Below are 21,705 nucleotides of genomic sequence, written 5' to 3'. Positions count from 1 at the left end.
ATGAAAATCACGATATGGGGTAATGAACTGCCAGCATGGACATCTGCGGCAGCCTTAGCAGAAAGCGGAAACCATGTAAAAATAGTTACCGGATTAGACCAAGCAGGCAACAAAAACGAGATCGCCTTTAAAATCAGTAACGAACCCGGCCTACAACATTGTATTGATGAAGCCATTCGCTCTGGACGCTTACAATCAGTAACAGCTGAAGATGGCCTAATACCGGCAACACATATCATCTCTCTCAATCCTGATGAATATGAGATCGCCGCGCAATTAGCCAAAGATCTCGCCGTTAAACACCCAAGTAACTTACTAATCATCAACCAATCCCACTTTGGTGTCGGCAGCACTGACAAACTACAAGAGCTGCTCTATGAGCCTTATAATCAAGCGCTCGCTTACCTACCCGACATGCTCGCTGAAGGTTCAGCCCTTAACAATTTCAAAAACCCCGAAACCATTATTGTCGGCTGTAGTAATGATTGGGCCTTGCTCAATATAAAAGCCCTTATGCGCCCCTTTAGCCAATCGCTAAAACAATGGATGCTAATGACCCCTAAAGAGGCTGAATTCACTAAATTCGCCAACACAGGGATGCTCGCATTACGACTAAGTTACATTAATGAACTAGCCAACTTAGCAGATCACCTTGAAGTGGATATTGAAGTCATTCGCGAAGGAATGATAAGCGACCCTCGCATAGGCCCACACTACTTACATCCAGGCTGTGGTTTTGGCGGCCTCCACTTCCAGCAGTATATCGAAGGCCTTTCTGAATTAATGGAAGTCAACCGCAACTCTAAACTGCTCGATACTGTACTCGCAGAAAATGAGAAGCAAAAAGAGCAGCCTTTCCGTAAGCTTTGGCGCCATTACGAATGTGATTTAAAAGATAAAACTGTGACCATTTGGGGGCTATCATTTAAACCAGGCACTGCCAGTATTGATAATGCACCAAGCCTAAAAGTGATCGAGACGTTATTAGCCCAAGGTTGCAAGATTCAGGTTCACGATCCAGAAGCGGGTAGCAATATCGCCCAGTACTTTAATAATCACGAACGACTAGAGATAGTCGATTGCTGTTACCAAGCACTCCAAAACAGTGACGGCCTACTCTTATTAACAGAATGGTCTGAATACTGGTCACCTGAATACGATGAGATGCTAAATCGAATGCGTCACCCGTTAATTATTGATGGGCGGAACATTTTTGACAAAGAGATATTACATAGCCTTGGCTTCACCTACTACGGCGTAGGGCGATAAACAACTTCATGAAGATGCGTGCTAACCAGCTGCGTCTTCATGAAACCTAGATCAAAACACTTCAATCGTTTTGGATTTATGATAATCGAGTGAAAATGACAAACCCAACCTTATTAAACAAATACAACACCGCCATCTGGATTATGTTTCTCTGCGCATTAGCAGGCTTGGCCTATGGCCTTTTTCGAACAACACCACCAGACGATCTATTCGAAAACTCAGACAAAGTCGGTCACTTTGCAGCTTTCTGCGGCGTCTCATTTTTAGGCCGGCTAGCACTTCATAAAAGTTCAGCGCTAGCTTATTGGGGAAGCTGGTTTTTGTTAGCAGCTCTATTAGAATACCTTCAAGGAGAATGGAGACCTTTGAGACACTTTTCTGTAGAAGATGCTTACGCAAATGCTATTGGCGTTTTTATAGCACTAATCCTTACCTATATTCTCCACAAAACCTTAAAAAATCAGCAATAAAACCTTATTTTAACGCCTGCGTATACACTAAAAAACACACCAGACTAAGTACTACAAAGACTCAACAACTCGACAACGATGCCCTTCCAAGTTAACTTCTATTAACTGGTAAGAAAGATCAGCCTTCATTAAAATATTCATCGAAAAACGCTCATCTGGCGAACTGACAACGTATTCCAAGGTCTGACTAACAGGCACAGGAATTAAATCTCCCTTCAATGTTTTCGCTACTAACTCAGCACTACAGTTAACTTTAATATTTTTTAACCCAATCCCTTTCACTAAAGCATACTCAAGATGGAGATCACATCCCTGAATAAACTCATTGCCAATAACTTTTTCACAACTCAACGCGGCGCCTTTATCCGCAAGTACCAGCTCCTCCTTTAAAGTGCTATTTACAACACTACTTTCTGGTACCAAAAACTGACTGCTCATCCACCCATCAGTTCGACCATTAACCTCTTCGCGCCCAATAAAGTAGATTTTGCTCCAACCTTCCTTTTCATCCAATTTAATAACAAGATGTCCCTTATTTAGCATAACCAAACTGCGGCCCTGTAGACTCGGCTCTTCACGAACACGCACAAAGTCATTAGTCACAACATAATAATCAACAGCCAATGCCTGACAGGAAATAAACAACAGAAAGGCAGTAATAATTTTATTCACAACAACACCTTATTGAGCATCAGTAAAGCTAGGATGGTAGTAAGTTTTTTACTTTGGATGCAAGCAAATTAAAAGAAAACAGCAAATACTTTTTATCAAAACACAACTAACGCCCAGCTCCTAATAAAAATAAACACTAACCGTTTAACAGCTAAAAACCTAACGTAAAAACACGACTAAAAATTAGGAATTTTTCTTATATACCAAAATGGAAAATAAAATTATTCTAGCACCACAGAGTACATCAAGGATGATGTTTAGCCCTCAGGACGAGGGCCTCTGTACCTAAACATTAGGATGATGCAGAGTCGGCAAGGATGCCGATGTAGCTTCCAAGACTACACTCTCCAGCAAAGCACAATTTCCACAAAGGCTAACCGCCTACATATAGCCCTTGTAGGAGCTCACCTCCTACCTATGAGGAATCCAAACCTTGGCGTTTGGCACAATCTCGTTTAATTTAATCCGCAATGCTTGCTTCGCTTCATCATCTCCATGAACAATCCGTATCTCAGAAGGCTTATGACGCATCCTTTTAACAAAATTAACTAAATCCTTTTGATCCGCATGCGCAGAATATCCACTAATAGTGTACACGCCTGCACGGATATCGATTTTTTCATCATCCAAATAAACATAACCACCCCGTGGTCCGTACACCTGAATATCTCTCCCTGGGGTGCCTTGAGCCTGATAACCGACAAACAAAATATCTGTTTTTTCATCGGATAATAACGCCTTAAGGTAGTTCACTATTCGGCCACCCGCACACATACCACTGGCAGCAATCACAACGGCAGGCCTTCCTGTCTGCTTGAGGTGATTAACCAGGCGTTGGTGATCCCCGTGACTATCAATCGTAATCAACTGCTCAAACGCTAACGGATGTCGTCCATTTTGTACCTTTCGCCGCGCCTCTTTATCCCAAAGCTTCCGCAACGACCTATAGTGCTCAGTAAACTCCGCCGCTAACGGCGAATCAACAATAACATCCAACCCTACCCAATCACCGCCGGACCGATGAATAATCTCTTCAATTTCATACAGCAGCTCCTGAGTACGGCCGATACTAAATGCAGGAATCAACACCGTCCCCGCATCAGACAAACATCGCTCTAAAACACGTTTCAACTCAGAGCGCCTAGCCTTTCTACCCTCATGGTTTTTATCACCATAAGTACTCTCAATAACCAAACAGTCCGCTTTATAAGGCGCTTTAGGTGCAGATAATAAAGGAGAGTATGGCGCTCCCAGATCGCCAGAAAAAACAACACGCTCAGAGCCTAATCCAAACTCCAGATAAGCCGAACCAAGAATATGCCCCGCCATACGAAAACGACAGCTAGCCACAGAGGACTCAGTTAATTTAAACCATAGATCATAAGGAAACGGCTTTAACAACACGCGAAGACGATCCAACACTTTACCAATCAGATTTTGATCACGACTAATACCCACTTTAATTGCATCCTCAATAACTAAAGGCAACAACTGAGCAGTCGCTTCCGTTGCATAAATAGGTTTATCAAAGCCCGCAGCCAGCAAATAAGGGATACGCCCCACATGATCAATATGACAATGGGTCACAACCAACGCTTCAACAGTATTAAGAGGAAAATCAATCGCAAGAGAACCTTGCTCAAGCTGAGACGCTTCCGCGCCTTGAAACATACCGCAATCGACAAGCACCGAATGCGCGTCATCAATAAAAAGCTGATGGCAGGAGCCAGTCACACCCGACACTGCACCATGATGAATAATCTTCGCCATAAAACCTCCTTGTTCTATGTTATTTACCTTTGTAGGCGCTCACCTTTATGCTCAGAACGAATGCCTGAGCGAATGCCTGAGCGAATGAATACACGATAAACCTCGCCTAAACCCTTCCGTAGCGATCTTCAAGGCGGACAATATCATCCTCCCCAAGATAAGACCCCGATTGGATCTCTATTAATTCTAAATCAGCCTTGCCCGGATTTTCCAAACAATGCACTTCACCTAAAGGAATATAAGTAGACTGATTTTCAGTCACAACTAAAACCTCATCGCCGCGCGTAACACGTGCCGTACCTTGAATAACAATCCAGTGCTCAGCTCTATGTTGATGCTTTTGCAATGAAAGTTTAGCCCCTGGTTTTACGGTAATACGTTTAACTTGATAGCGATCCCCCATATCGATGGAATCATACTTACCCCATGGGCGATAAACCTCACGATGCTGGAATGCTTCATCTCGATCAGCACCTTTGAGTTGAGCAACAACTTTCTTTACATCCTGAATACACTTTTTATCAGCCACCAACAACGCATCAGGGGTATCGATAACAATAAGATCACTGACACCTAAGGTAGTTACTAGACGATCTTTAGACATAATAAGAGAATCTTTGGTCTCTAAAGCGATAACATCACCTTCGCAAATATTACCCTTAGAATCTTTATCTTTAAGATTCCACAAAGCTGACCAACACCCCAGATCACTCCAGCCAACATCAAGAGGGATTACAACAGCCGATTCAGTCTTCTCCATAACAGCATAATCGACTGATTCATCAGGACATAAACTAAACGCCTCAGCATTAACCCTGATAAAATCCATATCTTGCGCTGTAGTAGAGATCGCTTTTTCACATGCCTGTAAAATATCAGGACGATATTTACCTAACTCTTCAAGATAACGATCGGCTCTAAACATAAACATGCCGCTATTCCAATAAAAATCACCTGATTCCAGATAACTTTTAGCCGTATCTAGATCAGGTTTTTCTACAAACTTCTTTATATTAAAAGCGGATGATGCTGCATACTCGCTACTTACCTGAATATAGCCATAACCCGTTTCTGGATGCTGAGGCACTATACCAAAAGTCACTAGCATACCTTCACTAGCCAGCGGCTCAGCTTTTCTAACGACAGCTTGAAATGCCGCCTCATCCTCAATCACATGATCCGCCGCCAGAATTAACAAGCATTCTGACCCTTTCCCTTTATTCACAGCATCTAAGGCAGCCAACGCAATAGCTGGGGCTGTATTTCGACCTACAGGCTCTAAAAATATCGAACAAGGCTGGTTTATCACTCGCATCTGTTCAGCTGCTAAAAATCGATGCTCTTCATTACAAACTAAACTCACATGCTCAACTATACCCAAGCGCGCAACCGTTTCTTGCAACATGGTTAAATCACTATTGAGAGGTAAAAATTGCTTAGGATATTGAGTGCGAGAAAGGGGCCATAAACGCGAACCTGAACCACCCGACAGAATTACAGGAATCATGCTGTATCCCTATTGATTACTTATGCTTGATTTGTCGTAAATTGCAGGGACATTAACAGATAAAAAGACAGCACGTAAGATACGAGGATCAAACGATCATATAGATATAAACCCTTCCAAGCAGAGGCTAATCTCCTAAATACATGTCTGTAGGAGCTCACCCTTATATGCTCGGAACCGGTACCAGAGCGAATATCACATATATCCATTCGGGTTATTGGACTGCCAACGCCAGGTATCTTCCATCATCTGATCTAATGTACGGCTAGCCTTCCAACCCAGTTCGTATTCTGCTTTACTGGCATCCGCCCAAAAGGCAGGTAGATCACCTTCACGCCTATCAGCAAAAACATAAGGAATTTCAACACCGGTCACATCCACAAATGAATTAACCATATCCAATACAGACAAACCTTTACCTGTACCTAGATTAAAAATATGTACGCCCGTTGAATCTAAGCAGCTCAAGGCAGCTAAATGCCCATCAGCAAGATCCATCACATGCAGATAATCCCTTTCACAGGTTCCATCATTCGTAGGATAGTCACTGCCAAAGATGGAAAGCTCTTTTCGCTTACCAACAGCAACCTGACTAATAAATGGCATTAGATTATTAGGAATACCTTTAGGATCTTCACCAATCAATCCAGAAGGATGAGCACCAATAGGGTTAAAGTAACGCAGCAAAGCAACAGACCAGTCGTCATCTGATTTGCACAGATCAGTTAGTATCTGCTCAACCATCGCCTTAGATGTACCATAAGGGTTGGATGTCTTACCTCTAGGCATAGTTTCAACATAGGGGATAGGCGCATCTTCACCATAAACCGTAGCCGATGAGCTAAAAACAAGCTGTTTAACACCCGCTGCGGCCATTGCCTCACAAAGAACCAAGGTGCCGCAAACATTATTCTGGTAATAATCCAATGGGATTTGAGTGCTTTCACCTACAGCTTTCAAGCCAGCAAAGTGAATAACGGCACTAATTGAATACTCTGAGAAAATCCTATCTAGACAAGATCTATCTCTAATATCACCCTCAACAAACTCAGGGCGCACACCTGTAATAGTTTCGATACGATTAAACACTTCATCACTACTGTTACAAAGGTTGTCCAAAACCACAACGTTTGAACCTACTGACAGAAGCTGGACAGTGGCATGCGAACCTATATAACCAGCACCACCTGTCACTAATATCGTTTTAGAAAGCACTTAAACATCCCTTTAATCAACCAAATAAGACTAAAAAATAGCCTTATTACAATACATTATAAAAATCCCCTTCCTCAAACCAAGCCTTAAAACCTCTCTCAATAAGCATCGCGCATTAAAGAGAGAGGTAAAACACAACAGAGGTGGCTTAACCTAAGTAGCCATTTTTCTGAAGGTACTCTACAACTTGCTCTGCACACTCATCAGCACTATAACCGGCTGTACGCAGGTCACACTCTGGATTTTCTGGTGCTTCATAAGGCGAATCAACACCTGTAAAGTTCTTCAATTCACCCCGTCTAGCTTTCTTATAAAGACCTTTCACGTCCCTATCTTCCGCAACATCCAAGGGTGTATTGACAAAAACTTCGACAAATTCACCCTCTTCCACTAGCTCACGTGCCATACGGCGCTCTGAACGGAATGGCGAGATAAACGCAGAGATAACAATCAAACCCGCATCCAGCATCAGTTTTCCAACCTCAGCAATACGGCGAATATTTTCTACACGATCACCATCAGTGAAGCCTAAGTCCTTGTTTAAACCATGGCGAACATTATCACCATCTAGTAGGTAAGTATGGCGCCCCATAGCAAACAGTTTCTGCTCAACTAAGTTTGCAATAGTTGACTTACCAGCACCTGACAACCCAGTTAACCAAATAATACAAGGCTTCTGATTCTTAGCACTGCCACGACCTTCTTTATTAACATCCACATGCTGGATAGTAATATTGTGGCTACGACGTAGCGCAAAGTTGATCATGCCCGCACCCACAGTACTATTTGTTAGCCTGTCGATTAAAATGAAATTACCTGTGTCCTGATTCTCTTTATAAGGATCAAAAGCAATATCGCGGTCAAGACTCAACGAGCAGATACCAATACCATTAAGCTCTAAACTTTTAGCAGCTGTATGCTCAAGCGTATTCACATTTACTTGATATTTAATATCAGTAATTGTTGCAGAAACCGTCTGTGTACCCACTTTCATAAGATAAGTACGGCCCGGTAAAAGCGACTCTTCATGCATCCACACAACAGTCGTTTCAAACTGTTTCGCAACCGATGCAGGCTGAGCAGATTCAACTAACAGATCGCCACGGGACACATCAATCTCATCAGCCAGCGTCAACGTAACTGACTGGCCAGCCACCGCCTCATCTAAATCACCGTCCATAGTAACTATGCGCGCAACGGTGCTTTCTTTACCTGAAGGCAAAACTCGCACTTTATCGCCAGGATGGATCTTACCTCCAGCCAATAGACCAGAGAATCCACGGAAATCTAAGTTTGGACGATTAACCCACTGCACAGCCATACGGAAAGGCAAGCGCTGCGCACGTTCATCATCTACTTCAACGGTTTCAAGATAGCCCATCAGCGTAGTACCGCGGTACCAAGGCATCTTCTCACTGCATTCAGTGACATTATCACCTTTAAAAGCAGACATAGGGATAAAGGTGATTTTTTCGATCCCTACTTCGGCTGCAAATGCCTGATACTCTTCAACGATGTTATTAAAAACACCTTCAGAGTAATCAACCAGATCCATCTTATTGATGGCTACTACAATGTGACGAATACCGATCAGAGAGACCAAAAAGCTATGGCGACGCGTTTGAGTCAAAATACCTTTACGCGCATCAACCATCAAAATGGCAACATCTGCTGTTGACGCTCCCGTCACCATATTACGAGTGTACTGCTCATGGCCAGGCGTATCAGCTACGATAAATTTACGACGGTCAGTCGAGAAGAAACGGTAAGCCACATCAATAGTAATACCCTGCTCTCGCTCAGCAGCTAAACCATCAACAAGCAAAGCAAAATCGATCGATTCACCTTGAGTACCAAACTTCTTAGAATCAGACTCTACAGCAGCTAACTGATCTTCAAAGAGCATTTTTGATTCGAACAACAATCGTCCAATCAGCGTACTTTTGCCATCATCAACACTACCGCAGGTAATAAAGCGTAATAAACTTTTATGCTCATGGTCTTTAAGATACTGAGCGATATCACTTTCAATTAAATCAGATACATGAGCCATTAGAAGTACCCCTCCTGTTTCTTCTTCTCCATAGATGCGGCTGAATCGTGATCGATTACACGGCCCTGTCGCTCCGACGTTTTAGTCAGAAGCATTTCCTGAATAATATCAGGCAAGGTAGTCGCCTTAGATTCCACAGCACCCGTCAATGGATAACAACCCAAGGTTCTAAAACGAACATGCTTCATCATTGGAATCTCGCCCTCTTTCAAAGGCATACGATCATCATCAACCATAATCAAAGAACCATCACGTTCAACGACAGGGCGCTCTGCGGAGTAATATAGCGGCACAATAGGAATGCCTTCCAAATGGATATACTGCCAAATATCTAGCTCGGTCCAGTTAGAGATCGGGAAGACACGAATCGACTCACCTTTATGCTTCCTAGCGTTATACTGCTTCCAAAGCTCTGGGCGCTGGTTTTTAGGATCCCAGCGATGATCAGCACTACGGAAAGAGAAAATACGCTCTTTAGCACGCGATTTTTCTTCATCTCGGCGGGCACCACCAAAAGCAGCATCAAAACCATATTCATTCAATGCCTGCTTTAAGCCTTCCGTTTTCATGATATCTGTATGAATCGCAGAACCATGAGTAAAAGGATTAATACCCTTTTCAATTCCTTCAGGGTTAATATGAGTAATAAGTTTAAGACCTAGATCTTCAACCATTTTATCCCTAAAAGCGTACATCTCTTGAAACTTCCACCGCGTATCAACATGCAGCAGAGGAAAAGGAGGTAACGAAGGGTAAAATGCCTTCATTGCAATATGCAGCATTACCGCACTATCCTTCCCGATGGAATACAACATCACAGGGTTTTCAGCCTCTGCGACAACCTCCCTCATTATCTGGATACTTTCTGCTTCCAGACGTTGCAAATGTGTTAATGGCATATTATCTCCCGAAGATACCTTCCTATTTGAAGACGAAGTCTTCTGCTCAGTAGTAATTTGTAAATCTTTACCTTTCGCCTGATGAGCGACTTGCTCATAAGCGATAAATTCCATCTTTTTAGCGTGCAAAGCACACCAATTTCGAAACTCTGAATATCGATCCACCAGCGGATAACGTGATATCAAAACCACGGGGTTCGAACTTGTTTCAATTACCAAATCAAGAAATTTAAGCAGCTCTGTAATGGTTGGCTTTTCTTTATAATGAATCCAACGAGTGCTATTCCTCAAATCCGTCAAATAGAACTGATAAAACCTTTGCCCAGCAAATGATATATCTCTTAAGCCTGAAACATAAATCGTAGGCAATTTAGACAGTTTCGACTGACTAAGCACCTCTTCACGGGCCACCTCAAACTTCTCAGAATCTATAAGCCCTAATGTTTGCAGGTAGCGCTGCACAGATTTAATCGAGAGCACTTCACCTAACTCAGCCTCCAACCAGCGCTGCACATGCTCAGGAGTCCAAAACACACCATCTTCAAACAATTCACGGGGCGACTCTATACTTAGTAACCGAGTAAACGCCTCTTCCGCACTGTGTAGCTTTAACCCTTTAGCCCCTGCAGGGCGGCCACTGCTTTTAGAAACTAGCGCCTTCCAACCACCTTTCATAAACTTTTTATAAGCCGATATGATGGTGGGGTGGCTTAACCCAGTCACTTCACGAATCTGCTCCAACGTCTTTTTATGCAGCCGCATAACAACCGCTTTCGTTCGAAGCTGATCAGCAGTTTCCTGTTTAGATTTTTGACTAGCCATGGCAATAGTTCAACATTTAATCAGTTGTAATACTACGGTTTAAAGGTTACGCTATCAAGACACTATTAAATAATATTTGTCTTAATTTATTTTTTAACATCCGCAGTAGGATATTTGAGCTGTAACATAATGGATTATGAAGCCTATCTCACCATTGCCACCGTCGTTTCTGTACTGCTAACACTACTAACGACAAAAATTGCTTCCGATGTCATATTGATGGGAGCATTGGGATTTTTAGTAATTTCCGGCATTCTGACACCATCAGAAGGGCTATATGGCTTTGCTAATCCGGGTGTAATGACAATCGCAACACTCTATGTTGTTTCCGCCGGACTAAAAGAAACTGGAGCGATTCAGTGGATAGCAGGCCACTTGCTCGGCAACCCAAAGACAACACAACAAGCAACCTTAAAAGTATTTCTGCCTTCATCTTTTTTAAGCGCTTTCATGAACAATACCGCCGTAGTTGCCATGTTCATACCCTCCATTCAAGAATGGTCTAAACGCACAAAAGTACCTGCATCAAAACTCCTTTTACCCCTAAGCTACGCAGCCATACTCGGTGGCACCTGCACCTTAATCGGCACAAGTACCAACCTTGTTGTCGACGGCCTACTACAATCTACACAAGGTCTCTCCCTGAGCATGTTCTCTTTGATCTGGCTAGGCCTACCTTTAGTAATTATTGGCGGTATGTTTCTCTATTTCTTTGGTGACAAGCTGCTGCCTAATCGCCAAGGTGCAGTTGAACAGCTCGATTTAGCACGAGAATACAGTGTCGATGTTATCGTCGATAAAAATGGCCCTCTGGTAGGCAAAACTATAGAAGAAGCAGGGCTGCGTAATTTAAGCCATGGTTATCTCATTGAGATCCATCGCCAATCACGCATGATCACCGCAGCATCCCCTGATACAGAACTCGCCGCCGATGATCGACTCATATTTGTTGGCTCACCAGAATCTGCCCGAGAGATCAGACTAATCCGCGGCTTAGCCCCTGCCAGTAAAGACATAGAAAAACTACAAATCACCCACCACGAACGCTGCTTAGTCGAAGCCGTTATCGGACCCGAATTTACAGGCCTTGGTCAATCAATCAAAAACTCCCGCTTCAGAACACGCTTCCAAGCAGCCATTATCTCAGTTTCTAGGAACGGCCAGCGCATTGAAGGAAAGATTGGGGATATTCGCTTACAGGTCGGTGATACCTTACTTTTAGAAACCAGCCAAGATTTTGTCGGTCAGTATCGATCTCGACGCGACTTCTTACTTGTCAGCGCAATCAATGACTCAACCCCCCCAGCATTCGATAAAGCGCCTACAGCACTGGCTATCTTATTTTTAATGATCATGCTCAGCGCTACCAGCTTATTAACCATACTGGAATCAGCACTGTTAGCGGCAGGCGCAATGCTGGCAACACGTTGCATCTCGGTTGCTAAAGCCCGACGTAATGTAGATCTCACCGTAATAACGGTCATCGCAGCATCCTTTTCACTAGGAACAGCTATGACAAAAACCGGCGCGGCAGAAGCTATAGCTAACCAGCTATTCTTAAGCTCCGACTGGTCCCCTTGGGTTATGCTAGGTATCGTCTATTTACTAACTGTCGCATTTACAGAAATGATCACTAATAATGCAGCAGCAATTTTAATGTTCCCTATAGCCATCGCGGTAGCAGATAAAATGGACGTTAATTACCTGCCTTTTGTCATTGCCGTGATGTTTGCCGCATCCGCCAGCTTTATAACCCCCTTAGGCTACCAAACTAATTTAATGGTGATGGGTCCAGGCGGATACCAGAGTCGAGACTATATGAAGATTGGGCTACCCATGAGCCTGATCACTGCCGCCTGCTCGATCAGCTTAATCCCTCTTATTTGGCATTTTTAACAAGGAAGAGCTATGAACAACCTAGAGACTTATTCCAAACCGATCAACGAACTATCCCGCAAAGCGGGCCAAGCGGTAATGGATATTTACGATAAAGATTTTGCTATATACGACAAATCCGATAGCAGCCCATTAACCGAAGCAGACTTAGCCGCTCACACCCTCCTTGTTAAAGGTCTAAACGCCCTAACACCTAATATTCCAGTATTATCAGAAGAATCCAATGAGGAAGAGAAGCAGAATCGCTTCAGCTGGACAACTTATTGGCTTATCGACCCTTTAGATGGCACTAAAGAGTTCATCAAGAAAAATGGCGAATTTACCATCAATGTTGCCCTTATAGAAAATGGTGAGCCTGTCTTCGGTGTCGTTTACGCCCCTGCTATAGATGTACTTTACTGGGGTGCAAAAGGTGAAGGCGCATTCAAACAAGAAGGCGACCAACAACCAACAGCTATCAGTGTTGCTAAAGTTCCAACCGTTAACACCGGCTGGAAAGTTGTGGGCAGTCGTTCACACCAATCCGAAGAGTTTAAACAGTTTATGGAAAAGCTACCCGAAGCGGATATCATCGCAATGGGTAGCTCACTTAAACTATGCTTAGTGGCCGAAGGCAAAGCTGACCTATATCCACGCCTTGGTTTAACTAGCGAATGGGATACAGCAGCCGCTCATGCGGTGGTTCTAGCTGCTGGCGGCCAAGTTCTTAGTGCAGAAGACATGAAACCACTTATCTACAACAGCCGTAAAGATACACTACTAAACCCACATTTCATTGTCTGCCCAGCAGTCAGCGAATTCTGGGCTTAACTCCCCCCTTCGACTAGATACCCGCTCCGGGCATAAAGGCTGGCCTCCTACACCCCCCTGTAGGAGCTCGGCCTTTATGCTCGGAACGGGTGCCAAAGCAAACGAATTACGCAGCTAAACCCAATCAACACCCCACCCCTTCGACCAGCAGCCAGCCTCCTACGTACAAAATCCGCAGAAGCTCACCTTTAATACTCGGAACAGCGGCCAGAACAAAGCAACCTCAAAACCACAACAACAACCCCATTCTTCGATTATTTACCCAGAAATAAGGCTCTATTAAAAACGAACCTCTATCCTTCATAAACAAATAACCTTCCCCCATCTCACCTATAAATAATGCATATCACCCCCCATAAACATGAATTTAAAATAGACATTCCCTCAAACAAAAACCATATAAAATAAAAGGCATTACACATATAAGCCAAGAATTCATCCTAAACAAAGAAACCCTTTAAAAAACAAACCTTAACCTCAGCTAAACAAATATTCATTCAAAAAATAAAAAACAAAAACAAACGATCGTTTAAATTCAAAGATAAAATAATCATATTTAATTGAATAAAAATCACACAAAAAGATAGATAGATAAAATTTTATCTATATAATAGACCAGACTGAAGTTAAGCGAAGAGACCGAATAAAAGGATGTCAAACTTAATACTTAAATTTCAAAGTATTAAAAAACAAACTTGTAGTAATCAGTTAAAGCTTAGCTATAACTTATTAAATTATTTTAGGATGAAATCATGACTACAGCGCAAACAGTATTAACTTCTGGTAATGATACTTACACAAGTTCTACAATCGATGAAGCAGTTATCGGGTTAGCTGGCGATGACTATATTCATGGCGGCAACGGCGACGACATGATTGCTGGCGGCGCGGGCAACGATACTATTGAAGGCGGCGGCGGCAACGACACTGTTCTTGGTGGCGAAGGTGATGATGACCTTAACGGTCGAACTGGTGATGATACAGTGCTAGGCGGCGCTGGTGATGATAGCATTACCGGTGGTCTCGGCGCTGATACTTTAGTTGGCGGCCAAGGTAACGACACATTCCTTGCGGATGAAGATGATGTTTTCGTTGGTGGCGGCAGAGGCTTCGACACTCTAACCGTTAAAGATACTGATGGTGATGACATTGTAGATGTAGACTTCACAGACGGTAGCATTCGCGGTATAGAAGCGATTGTAGGTGATGGCCAAGGCCGTGGAGATGAGGTTAATGCAACACTTAGCCTAGGTAATATCCTTGCCCAGTCACAAGATGATGGCGATGAAACCACGCCTGATACGGATAATACTTTTATTGCAGTAGGTATTGATTCTATTACTCTTGAAGCCAACGGCTTATGGCGTGATACCGGTGAAATCACAACAACTACTGTAGATTTAGATGCAACAGCAGAAGCTCAATATCTAGAAATGCTAGGTATTACTAAAGCGGTTGACCTTTATGCTTACACATTCACTAAAGCTAATGGTGATTCTGTAGAGATCATCACAGATCTTGGCCTAGATGAGATCTTTGATAGCCGTGATGGCGAAGACCTAAGCACAGATATTGATGTAGTTTAATTTTCTAAACTATCAATAAATAAACCCTTAGGGATCAAACCCTAAGGGTTTTATATTCTTTTATGCACCTATAAATTATAACATTCCCTATAATGTAGAAGATTAAGAATCTTATAATGAAAAAAGATGCACAGAAAAAAAATAACTTAAACCTTTCTGATCTAATCTCCTCTGCCAACGCACAATTAAAAAAATCAGTGATCTGGGCGTTTATATTTTCGCTATTTATTAATCTATTCCTCTTAGCGGTTCCCATATACTCGTTACAAGTTTTTGATAGAGTGCTTTCATCTCAAAGCCTAGACACACTTGTACTATTAACAGTACTTATTCTTTGGCTGATTTTTCTATATCTAACACTAGACTGGGCTAGAGCAAGACTTATCTCCAATAGCGCTAATTTATGGCAGGATAAAATATCAAAATCTATAATTTATAACAGTATCTCCCTCAGTAAAGAGGTTTCCACTAGAGATAGCCACCTAATTCAATTGGTCACAAATATTAAAAGTGCACTAAGTTCCAATTTAATTACAGCATTAGATATACCTTGGACACCATTATTTGTAATCATACTTACATTATTACACCCCATTTATGGCATCATTAGCCTCTGCGCTATATCCAGCCTAATTATAATTGGCGCTATCCATTACCACAAAAGCAAAAACACAACACAGCCCCCAGCCCCCGATTTAAATATTTTAAATCAAGCTCCCGCTATCACAACATTGGGGATGGAAAAAACAATCACAGATAAACTTCATACAGTAAACGCTGTTCATACTGAGAAGCAGTATGAAAAAAATGAAAAATACACAAATATTTCAGCGTTTACAAAAGGCACTAAGCTGCTAGCCCAAATTGCTATCATTGGAATAGGGGCATCACTCGTACTTAAAAGCGAATTAACAGCAGGTGCTATGATCGCAGCCAGCATGATCTCAGGGCGAGCCCTCGCTCCTTACGAAAACCTAGTCCTCAATTTTAGTGGCTGGCTAAAAGCGATTAAATCTTGGAAACAGCTAAATACTGAGAGCAAACAGCTTATTGCACACCTTGCACCATCTACCAAACTGCCTACACCTAAAGGCAATATCTCGGCTACCGGTATTATGTATTTATACCCGAATAGCCAAAAGCCCTTTCTTTCAGGAATAAATTTAAATATTACTGAAGGCTCCAGCATAGCTATCATAGGCAGTTCCGGTAGCGGAAAAACGACACTATTACAGCTGTTATGCGGATTAAAAACACCAAATTTAGGTACAGTGAGAATAGACGGCGCCACCCATTCACAATGGGACACAGAAGCATTAGGATTAAATACTGGGTACTACGACTCGAATGCTCATTTTTATCCAGGCACCGTAAAAGAAAATGTTTCTCGGTTCCAAAAAGACAATAAAGATAGCAGCATCATTGAGGCCTGCGAGTGTGTAGATATGCACTCTACTATATTAGGCTGGCCAATGGGCTACGACACAGATATAAATAAAGACCTACAACCCAGCCAAAGCGAAATCCAGCGCCTGCTTTTAGCCAGAGCTATATACAATAAACCAGCTCTTTTATTCTTAGATGAGGTGGATAGTTTTCTCGACCCTAATGGCCTAAAAAAACTAGCCTTGCTATTACAAGAACGAAAAAATTCAGGGCTAACTACCATTTTCACAACCAATCGCTCTGAATTACTCAATATTCCCAACAAGCTAATCGTGATGGAAAAAGGCCGTATTATTCAAGAACACGATCCCAAACAACTGCAAGACAAAGCTAAGAAAAATAAAATCGAAAAAGCTCCTCAAGGAACAGCATGACTCAGAACAACCACTGGATAAAAATTGGCTTAACCATTCTGATCATTGGCTTTGGCGGTACCATCCTATGGCTCTGCACTGCCCCTCTTCAAAGCGCGGCGATTGCTCCAGGTATCATCACAGTAGAAGGCTATAGAAAAAAAATTCAGCACTTAGAAGGCGGATTGATCGAAAAGATACATGTAACAGAAGGCCAGGAAGTAAAAGAGAATCAGCTACTAATAGAGCTAAAGAAAACTAAGCCTTACACACGCTACCTTCAGCTCAAGTCACAATATGTAAACACTATAGCCACCCTAGACCGACTTAACGCAGAAATAAATAACCACGATGTTATCCATTTTTCCGAAGCAATTAACAATAATGATGACGACATCTATCTACAAGCAAAAAATAACCAAATATTGCTGTTCGATAACCAGAAAAAAGTAATTAAAGGCGAGCTAGAAAGCGCCTTAACTAAGCAACAACAGATCAAAGAAGCAAAAAATGCTTATATATCAACCAGCGCACTAGATCGAAAATCCATCGCCGTTATAGATAAACAACTAGCCATGTCCACAAAGCTCTTAGCTAAAGGCTTTGCTTCTAAAAACCAACACTTGGAATTACAGAAAGATAAGCTTGAGATTGAAAGAAGACTCAGTGATTACAACGCTAAAATCAGTAAATTTGACTTAGAAATAACCGAAGCAAAACAAGAATACCACAATATACAGCTCTCCTATATACACGAAAAAAACAGAGAACTAGATAAAGTTAAAGCACTCTCGATTGAGCTAAATGAACAGCTAAAAGAGGCTAACGACACATTAAAGCGCACCTCTATATATAGCCCAATAAATGGTAAAGTTGTTGGCCTTGGTGTCCATACTATCTCCGGCGTTATATCTCCCGGCGAAGTACTGATGGAGATCGTACCTATTAATGATAAATTAATAGTTGAAGCGCTTCTAAAAACAGAAGATATTGATGTCGTACGGGAAGGGCTTGATGTAGAGGTCACTCTCACCGCCTATAACCGCAGAAGAACCTTACCTGTCCATGGAATAATTACTAATATATCAGCAGACAGAGTAAATGATACAGACAACCAAACACCCGCTTATTCTATTAAAGTAGATCTAGATGAAAGCTCAATCACCCAGAATACCGAGATAGAACTCTACCCAGGCATGCCAGCAGAAGTCATTATACTACTAGGTGAACGAACCGTATTAGATTACCTTTTAAGCCCAATTTATAGCTCTATGAATAAAGCGTTTAGGGATAGCGACTAGTAATAAAGTATTTTGACCAGCCTATTAACCGCCTTTCTACAATATAGTAAAGAAAGAGCCCGCCGATCACGCCGCTCGACACTAATAACAAGAAGATAACGCCTTTAGGTAAGACAGCCAGCAATCCTAAATAAGAAAAAATAAAAGAAGCGACAGACAACGAAAAGCCGTGGGATAAATAAATTGAGTATGAAGCATCGCCCAACACTTTGAATATAGTATGTATATGCAACTTACCAAGGTCTTCCAATCTAACAATACCCGACATTAATAAAGCAGCAAAAACACCATATGCTAGCGTTCGGTAAGCAGTAACGCCTTCCCAATACCCCCCCACACCGAGATATCCGACAAAACTAAAGCCTACGCCTCCTACCAACAAAAAAACTACCGATACAAAGCACGAAACATACTTGTAGGTAAGAGCAGATAGCCCTCCAAAGAAAAATAGCAGGTTATATGCTGAAAAAACTAACAGCTCGCTAAACCCCAAAAAAACATTTATAAGCACAGCAAGCTGCCACCCCAAAAAAACCGCCATTCCCCACCGCTTATGAATAATCAAAAAGGAAAAAAAAGCATAAAAAACAAATTCATAAGTGAGTGTCCAAGCAACCTCTAAAATGAACCCTTTATCATTTGGAATCAAAAAGAATGATTTCAACACATAGACGATATTTTGAAGGTTTTCAGGAGATAGTTGCGGAATAGAAAAATAGATAGCCATTAAGAAGACGAGGAAAAACCAATACAATGGAATAATTCTAGTGATTCTTTTTAAGAAAAATATCAAAAATTTATCTCGCCTACCCATATCTTTCCAATGGATAAAAACCATAATAAAACCACTTAAAACAAAGAAAAGCTCTACTCCGGCAAACCCCATATTAAAAAAACTAGAAATAGGCTCATTAGGATATAATTTAATAGCAATAAAATAAACATGGGCATGAAAAACAACCACACCTAAAGCAGCTATAGCCCTTATTAACTGAAGACTATTTATACTCTGATTCAAATCACACCCCTATAAACAAAATACTCTACAATAAAACTCAAGCGAACCAAACTGAACCGAACCGAACTGAACTGAACTGAACTGAACTGAATACAGAAAAAATCAAATCTTTTTAATACAACAAGATTTACATTTGTTAAAAACCCGTTTAAACAATTGCTTAATATCTAAAAACAATGAACGCAAAAATATAAATATTCTAAAAAAACTTATTTTTTTATACCAAAACTCTTCAGGTAAAAACAAACCATGATGAGTGATAAAATACTCATCTGGAATTACACCCCACTTAGGGATAACAAATCTATCTGTTATCTTTTCTGAGACCAAATGATAGTAAACTATTTCTTGACCATTTACTTTATATAAAGAACCATTCAGCATTCGCACATGGTCTAAATTACGGAATATCTTTTCTTTAATTAAATTTTCATCAAACCAGATTTTTAGAAGACCTTTTTCAGCTTCCCTCTTAACGATAAAAGTAAATGATTCTAGATCATCTATATCAAGTATATTTTTACCTTGACGCAACTCTTCATAAAGATAATTACATTCATCAAAAGCAAAATTATTTTCCGCAGAAAACACATTTTCCCAGTTATTACTCAACGAAAACAAATAATTAACTTTATTCGTATTTTTAAAAATACAAAAGGAGCCTGAAATCCATTCTGGCACCATCGAGATGACATCATAGGTTTCCCACCCATCAGGTAAGTTATTTAACACATCCCCATAAATAACATCAATATCACCCATCGCCCAATATTCATATTCAGTTATATAATCTTCAAATATAACTCCATATGCAGGTTTAAAATCACAAAGCTTATAACCTCGATTTATTTTCGCATCAACATCCAGCTTACTTTTAACTAACGATTTAAAGTGTTCAATATTACTTTCAACCATATGTAAATTATCAGGAATGAAACCATCATAAAAGCAGTCAGTAAACATATAAACATGAATATTTGGGTTTTTAGCTAAACTATTAACATAGAGAGAGAAATAGTTAGGAAAACTTCCATAGTAAGGAATTATCAACGCAATATTAGTCATAATGAAACCTTTTATTGATATATACGGACGTAGTCGATTATGTAATCCACTGGATAGATATCAGCGTCTGGAGTTCCAGCCCAAGTACCGCCCATTGCTAAATTAATAATTATAAAATGAGGCTTAGTAAATGGGTTATAAGCATCCCCTGCGAGAGAAATATCAAAGCGCTTCCATTGCTTACCATCAAATAAAAAACGAATCTCTTTTTCATCCCACTCAATTCCATATACATGAAACTCGTCAGGTGAACTTGTAAAAAGATTTTCTTCTTTTAAGGGAGTAAGTTGACTTTTTTTTCCTAGCTTATAGTCATAAAAATGCACGCCCCCATGAATCTGCCTTGGTGTAGAACCGACAAATTCCATTACATCAATTTCGCCACATTTAGGCCACCCAACAGAGCTTATATTTTCACCTAAAGTCCAAAAGGCCGGCCAAACACCTTTACCTAGAGGCAACTTTGCTCTAATTTCCATTCGACCATACGTCCAAGAACTAAGCCCTTTTGTTGTTAAGCTGGCCGATGTAACAGGAATAAATTCTTCCCCCCATAACTGATCCCACATGCTACGAGTATCATCATGACGGATTGCTCTTAGCGTCAAGAAACCATCTGATACAAAACTATTATCTAACGACGCCTCTTTATAATATTGCAATTCTTTGTTTCTCAAATAACCAGATTCATAACCCCATTTACTGGAATCAGGTAAACCTTGGTAATCAAACTCATCATGCCAAACAAGTATTTCTGCTTGCGAACTATTAATAATAAAACAACAAACAAAAATAATAAGTAAAGGAAATTTTATTATTTTTTCGCACATAACTTTTGGCACCTATCATAATAATGTTGCGCTATAGCCAAAAGCTCATCCGGAATCATTACCTTTGTATGATTTTCTGTTTTCACTATGGTACCTGACTTAATATTATCTGACGGGTCACCATAGATAGCCTCTCCAGTTTTACCAAAGGATTTGTAATTACTAGTTAAAGGGGAATCCAATTCCAAAAAAACACTTAGCTCATTAAGAACATCATCAGTTTTTTCAACTAAATCATCAGCTTCAACAAAAAAAATATCAATCTTATTTTTCTCAATAATATTAATAATGCCTTGCAACCGATGACAATAATAAGCAAAAGCACGATAAGGATCTTCTTGCCAAAGACTATTAGTAATTCCTCCCATAGACATAATACTTTTTAAAGCAGAAGGAGGTTTCCGTATTAAAACTACAACTTTATAAGCTTCTAAGGTTTGCGGATCAAAGCGTTCATGTAAAACTTTGTCATAAAGATAGCGGTGCTGATATGATAAACTATTATCTTGAAGAAGATTCGCCTTTATTTTAATTTCGTAAAACGGATCTGTATGCCTTTGGTGCTGTTCATAATAACCTGAAATTTCACTATTACTTCCTAAAATATGGGAAAGAACTGAAGAACGGCTTCTCATATGGCTTAACAAGATTATTTTATTATATTTCTTAGTGGCCACCATTGGGTGCATTATCAGCTGTGAAAGTTTTTTAAAATTCACCATT

Annotated in this window: 17 protein-coding genes; 7 read left to right on the top strand and 10 right to left on the bottom strand. The window is 40.9% G+C overall.

The genetic code is table 11. The annotated features are described in order from the left end of the window. Both Q4492_RS03715 and Q4492_RS03710 read left to right on the top strand, forming a co-directional pair. Entirely contained in the window at positions 1 to 1,269 is a 1,269-nt protein-coding gene (locus Q4492_RS03715; RefSeq protein WP_303415917.1) for a nucleotide sugar dehydrogenase, read from the top strand. A 95-nt stretch (positions 1,270 to 1,364) separates the two neighbouring features. Next, a complete protein-coding gene (locus Q4492_RS03710) occupies positions 1,365 to 1,739 on the top strand; it encodes a hypothetical protein (protein ID WP_303415916.1) in 375 nt (124 codons plus the stop codon). Positions 1,740 to 1,790: 51 nt separating this feature from the next. Here the strand turns inward: Q4492_RS03710 and Q4492_RS03705 are convergent, their stop codons facing one another. The 6 genes from Q4492_RS03705 to cysD all read right to left on the bottom strand — a co-directional run bounded on the left by Q4492_RS03705 (position 1,791) and on the right by cysD (position 9,969). Beyond that, positions 1,791 to 2,411, bottom strand: coding sequence for an SH3 domain-containing protein (locus tag Q4492_RS03705; protein ID WP_303415915.1), 621 nt, complete (start codon positions 2,409 to 2,411; stop codon positions 1,791 to 1,793). Positions 2,412 to 2,822: 411 nt separating this feature from the next. Beyond that, positions 2,823 to 4,181 (bottom strand): MBL fold metallo-hydrolase, encoded by a 1,359-nt coding sequence (locus Q4492_RS03700; RefSeq protein WP_303415914.1) that lies wholly within the window; start codon positions 4,179 to 4,181, stop codon positions 2,823 to 2,825. Between the two features lie 106 nt (positions 4,182 to 4,287). Continuing rightward, positions 4,288 to 5,688, bottom strand: a complete 1,401-nt coding sequence (locus Q4492_RS03695) for a mannose-1-phosphate guanylyltransferase/mannose-6-phosphate isomerase (protein ID WP_303415913.1) — start codon at positions 5,686 to 5,688, stop codon at positions 4,288 to 4,290. Positions 5,689 to 5,883: 195 nt separating this feature from the next. Beyond that, the gene (gene galE / locus Q4492_RS03690) at positions 5,884 to 6,903 is read right to left on the bottom strand and encodes a UDP-glucose 4-epimerase GalE (RefSeq protein ID WP_303415912.1); all 1,020 of its coding nucleotides are present in this window, start codon (positions 6,901 to 6,903) and stop codon (positions 5,884 to 5,886) included. Positions 6,904 to 7,051: 148 nt separating this feature from the next. Then, on the bottom strand, positions 7,052 to 8,956 hold the full coding sequence (gene cysN / locus Q4492_RS03685; protein ID WP_303415911.1) for a sulfate adenylyltransferase subunit CysN: 1,905 nt from the start codon (positions 8,954 to 8,956) through the stop codon (positions 7,052 to 7,054). Then, positions 8,956 to 9,969 carry a sulfate adenylyltransferase subunit CysD gene (cysD, locus tag Q4492_RS03680; protein ID WP_303416066.1) on the bottom strand — a complete coding sequence of 338 codons (1,014 nt, stop codon included), beginning with the start codon at positions 9,967 to 9,969 and terminating at the stop codon, positions 8,956 to 8,958. Before cysD ends, cysN begins: the two co-directional genes overlap by 1 nt. A gap of 837 nt (positions 9,970 to 10,806) precedes the next feature. On the opposite strand from cysD, the gene Q4492_RS03675 reads away from it, so the two are divergent. The 5 genes from Q4492_RS03675 to Q4492_RS03655 all read left to right on the top strand — a co-directional run bounded on the left by Q4492_RS03675 (position 10,807) and on the right by Q4492_RS03655 (position 18,069). Next, entirely contained in the window at positions 10,807 to 12,573 is a 1,767-nt protein-coding gene (locus tag Q4492_RS03675; protein ID WP_303415910.1) for an SLC13 family permease, read from the top strand. Between the two features lie 12 nt (positions 12,574 to 12,585). After that, the gene (cysQ, locus tag Q4492_RS03670; protein WP_303415909.1) at positions 12,586 to 13,383 is read left to right on the top strand and encodes a 3'(2'),5'-bisphosphate nucleotidase CysQ; all 798 of its coding nucleotides are present in this window, start codon (positions 12,586 to 12,588) and stop codon (positions 13,381 to 13,383) included. 752 nt (positions 13,384 to 14,135) lie between these two features. Next, complete coding sequence (locus Q4492_RS03665) at positions 14,136 to 14,969, top strand: calcium-binding protein (RefSeq protein ID WP_303415908.1); 834 nt, start codon at positions 14,136 to 14,138, stop codon at positions 14,967 to 14,969. 116 nt (positions 14,970 to 15,085) lie between these two features. Then, positions 15,086 to 16,789 (top strand): ATP-binding cassette domain-containing protein, encoded by a 1,704-nt coding sequence (locus tag Q4492_RS03660; protein ID WP_303415907.1) that lies wholly within the window; start codon positions 15,086 to 15,088, stop codon positions 16,787 to 16,789. After that, positions 16,786 to 18,069 carry an HlyD family type I secretion periplasmic adaptor subunit gene (locus Q4492_RS03655; protein ID WP_303415906.1) on the top strand — a complete coding sequence of 428 codons (1,284 nt, stop codon included), beginning with the start codon at positions 16,786 to 16,788 and terminating at the stop codon, positions 18,067 to 18,069. The genes Q4492_RS03660 and Q4492_RS03655 overlap by 4 nt, the downstream gene beginning before the upstream one ends. Here the strand turns inward: Q4492_RS03655 and Q4492_RS03650 are convergent. From Q4492_RS03650 to Q4492_RS03635, 4 genes are all read right to left on the bottom strand, one after another. Beyond that, complete coding sequence (locus Q4492_RS03650; protein WP_303415905.1) at positions 18,053 to 19,087, bottom strand: acyltransferase; 1,035 nt, start codon at positions 19,085 to 19,087, stop codon at positions 18,053 to 18,055. The two genes, Q4492_RS03655 and Q4492_RS03650, sit on opposite strands and share 17 nt — an antisense overlap. 102 nt (positions 19,088 to 19,189) lie before the next feature. Further along, positions 19,190 to 20,152 carry a DUF6625 family protein gene (locus Q4492_RS03645; protein WP_303415904.1) on the bottom strand — a complete coding sequence of 321 codons (963 nt, stop codon included), beginning with the start codon at positions 20,150 to 20,152 and terminating at the stop codon, positions 19,190 to 19,192. An 11-nt stretch (positions 20,153 to 20,163) separates the two neighbouring features. After that, a complete protein-coding gene (locus tag Q4492_RS03640; RefSeq protein ID WP_303415903.1) occupies positions 20,164 to 20,982 on the bottom strand; it encodes a glycoside hydrolase family 16 protein in 819 nt (272 codons plus the stop codon). Next, a complete protein-coding gene (locus tag Q4492_RS03635) occupies positions 20,967 to 21,704 on the bottom strand; it encodes a hypothetical protein (RefSeq protein WP_303415902.1) in 738 nt (245 codons plus the stop codon). The genes Q4492_RS03640 and Q4492_RS03635 overlap by 16 nt, the downstream gene beginning before the upstream one ends. Position 21,705 lies beyond the last annotated feature (1 nt).

The organism is Neptuniibacter sp. 1_MG-2023 (genome assembly GCF_030547185.1).
GTDB lineage: Bacteria > Pseudomonadota > Gammaproteobacteria > Pseudomonadales > Balneatricaceae > Neptuniibacter.
This window is presented reverse-complemented; position numbering and strand designations above follow the sequence as displayed.

Bases quoted from the DNA above. Each gene is read 5' to 3' on its own strand.
- Q4492_RS03715 (WP_303415917.1), top strand. From the start codon at position 1: ATGAAAATCACGATATGGGGTAATGAACTGCCAGCATGGACATCTGCG.
- Q4492_RS03710 (WP_303415916.1), top strand. From the start codon at position 1,365: ATGACAAACCCAACCTTATTAAACAAATACAACACCGCCATCTGGATT.
- Q4492_RS03700 (WP_303415914.1), bottom strand. From the start codon at position 4,181: ATGGCGAAGATTATTCATCATGGTGCAGTGTCGGGTGTGACTGGCTCC.
- Q4492_RS03695 (WP_303415913.1), bottom strand. From the start codon at position 5,688: ATGATTCCTGTAATTCTGTCGGGTGGTTCAGGTTCGCGTTTATGGCCC.
- cysN (WP_303415911.1), bottom strand. From the start codon at position 8,956: ATGGCTCATGTATCTGATTTAATTGAAAGTGATATCGCTCAGTATCTT.
- cysD (WP_303416066.1), bottom strand. From the start codon at position 9,969: ATGGAATTTATCGCTTATGAGCAAGTCGCTCATCAGGCGAAAGGTAAA.
- Q4492_RS03675 (WP_303415910.1), top strand. From the start codon at position 10,807: ATGGATTATGAAGCCTATCTCACCATTGCCACCGTCGTTTCTGTACTG.
- cysQ (WP_303415909.1), top strand. From the start codon at position 12,586: ATGAACAACCTAGAGACTTATTCCAAACCGATCAACGAACTATCCCGC.
- Q4492_RS03665 (WP_303415908.1), top strand. From the start codon at position 14,136: ATGACTACAGCGCAAACAGTATTAACTTCTGGTAATGATACTTACACA.
- Q4492_RS03660 (WP_303415907.1), top strand. From the start codon at position 15,086: ATGAAAAAAGATGCACAGAAAAAAAATAACTTAAACCTTTCTGATCTA.
- Q4492_RS03655 (WP_303415906.1), top strand. From the start codon at position 16,786: ATGACTCAGAACAACCACTGGATAAAAATTGGCTTAACCATTCTGATC.
- Q4492_RS03645 (WP_303415904.1), bottom strand. From the start codon at position 20,152: ATGACTAATATTGCGTTGATAATTCCTTACTATGGAAGTTTTCCTAAC.
- Q4492_RS03640 (WP_303415903.1), bottom strand. From the start codon at position 20,982: ATGTGCGAAAAAATAATAAAATTTCCTTTACTTATTATTTTTGTTTGT.
- Q4492_RS03635 (WP_303415902.1), bottom strand. From the start codon at position 21,704: ATGGTGAATTTTAAAAAACTTTCACAGCTGATAATGCACCCAATGGTG.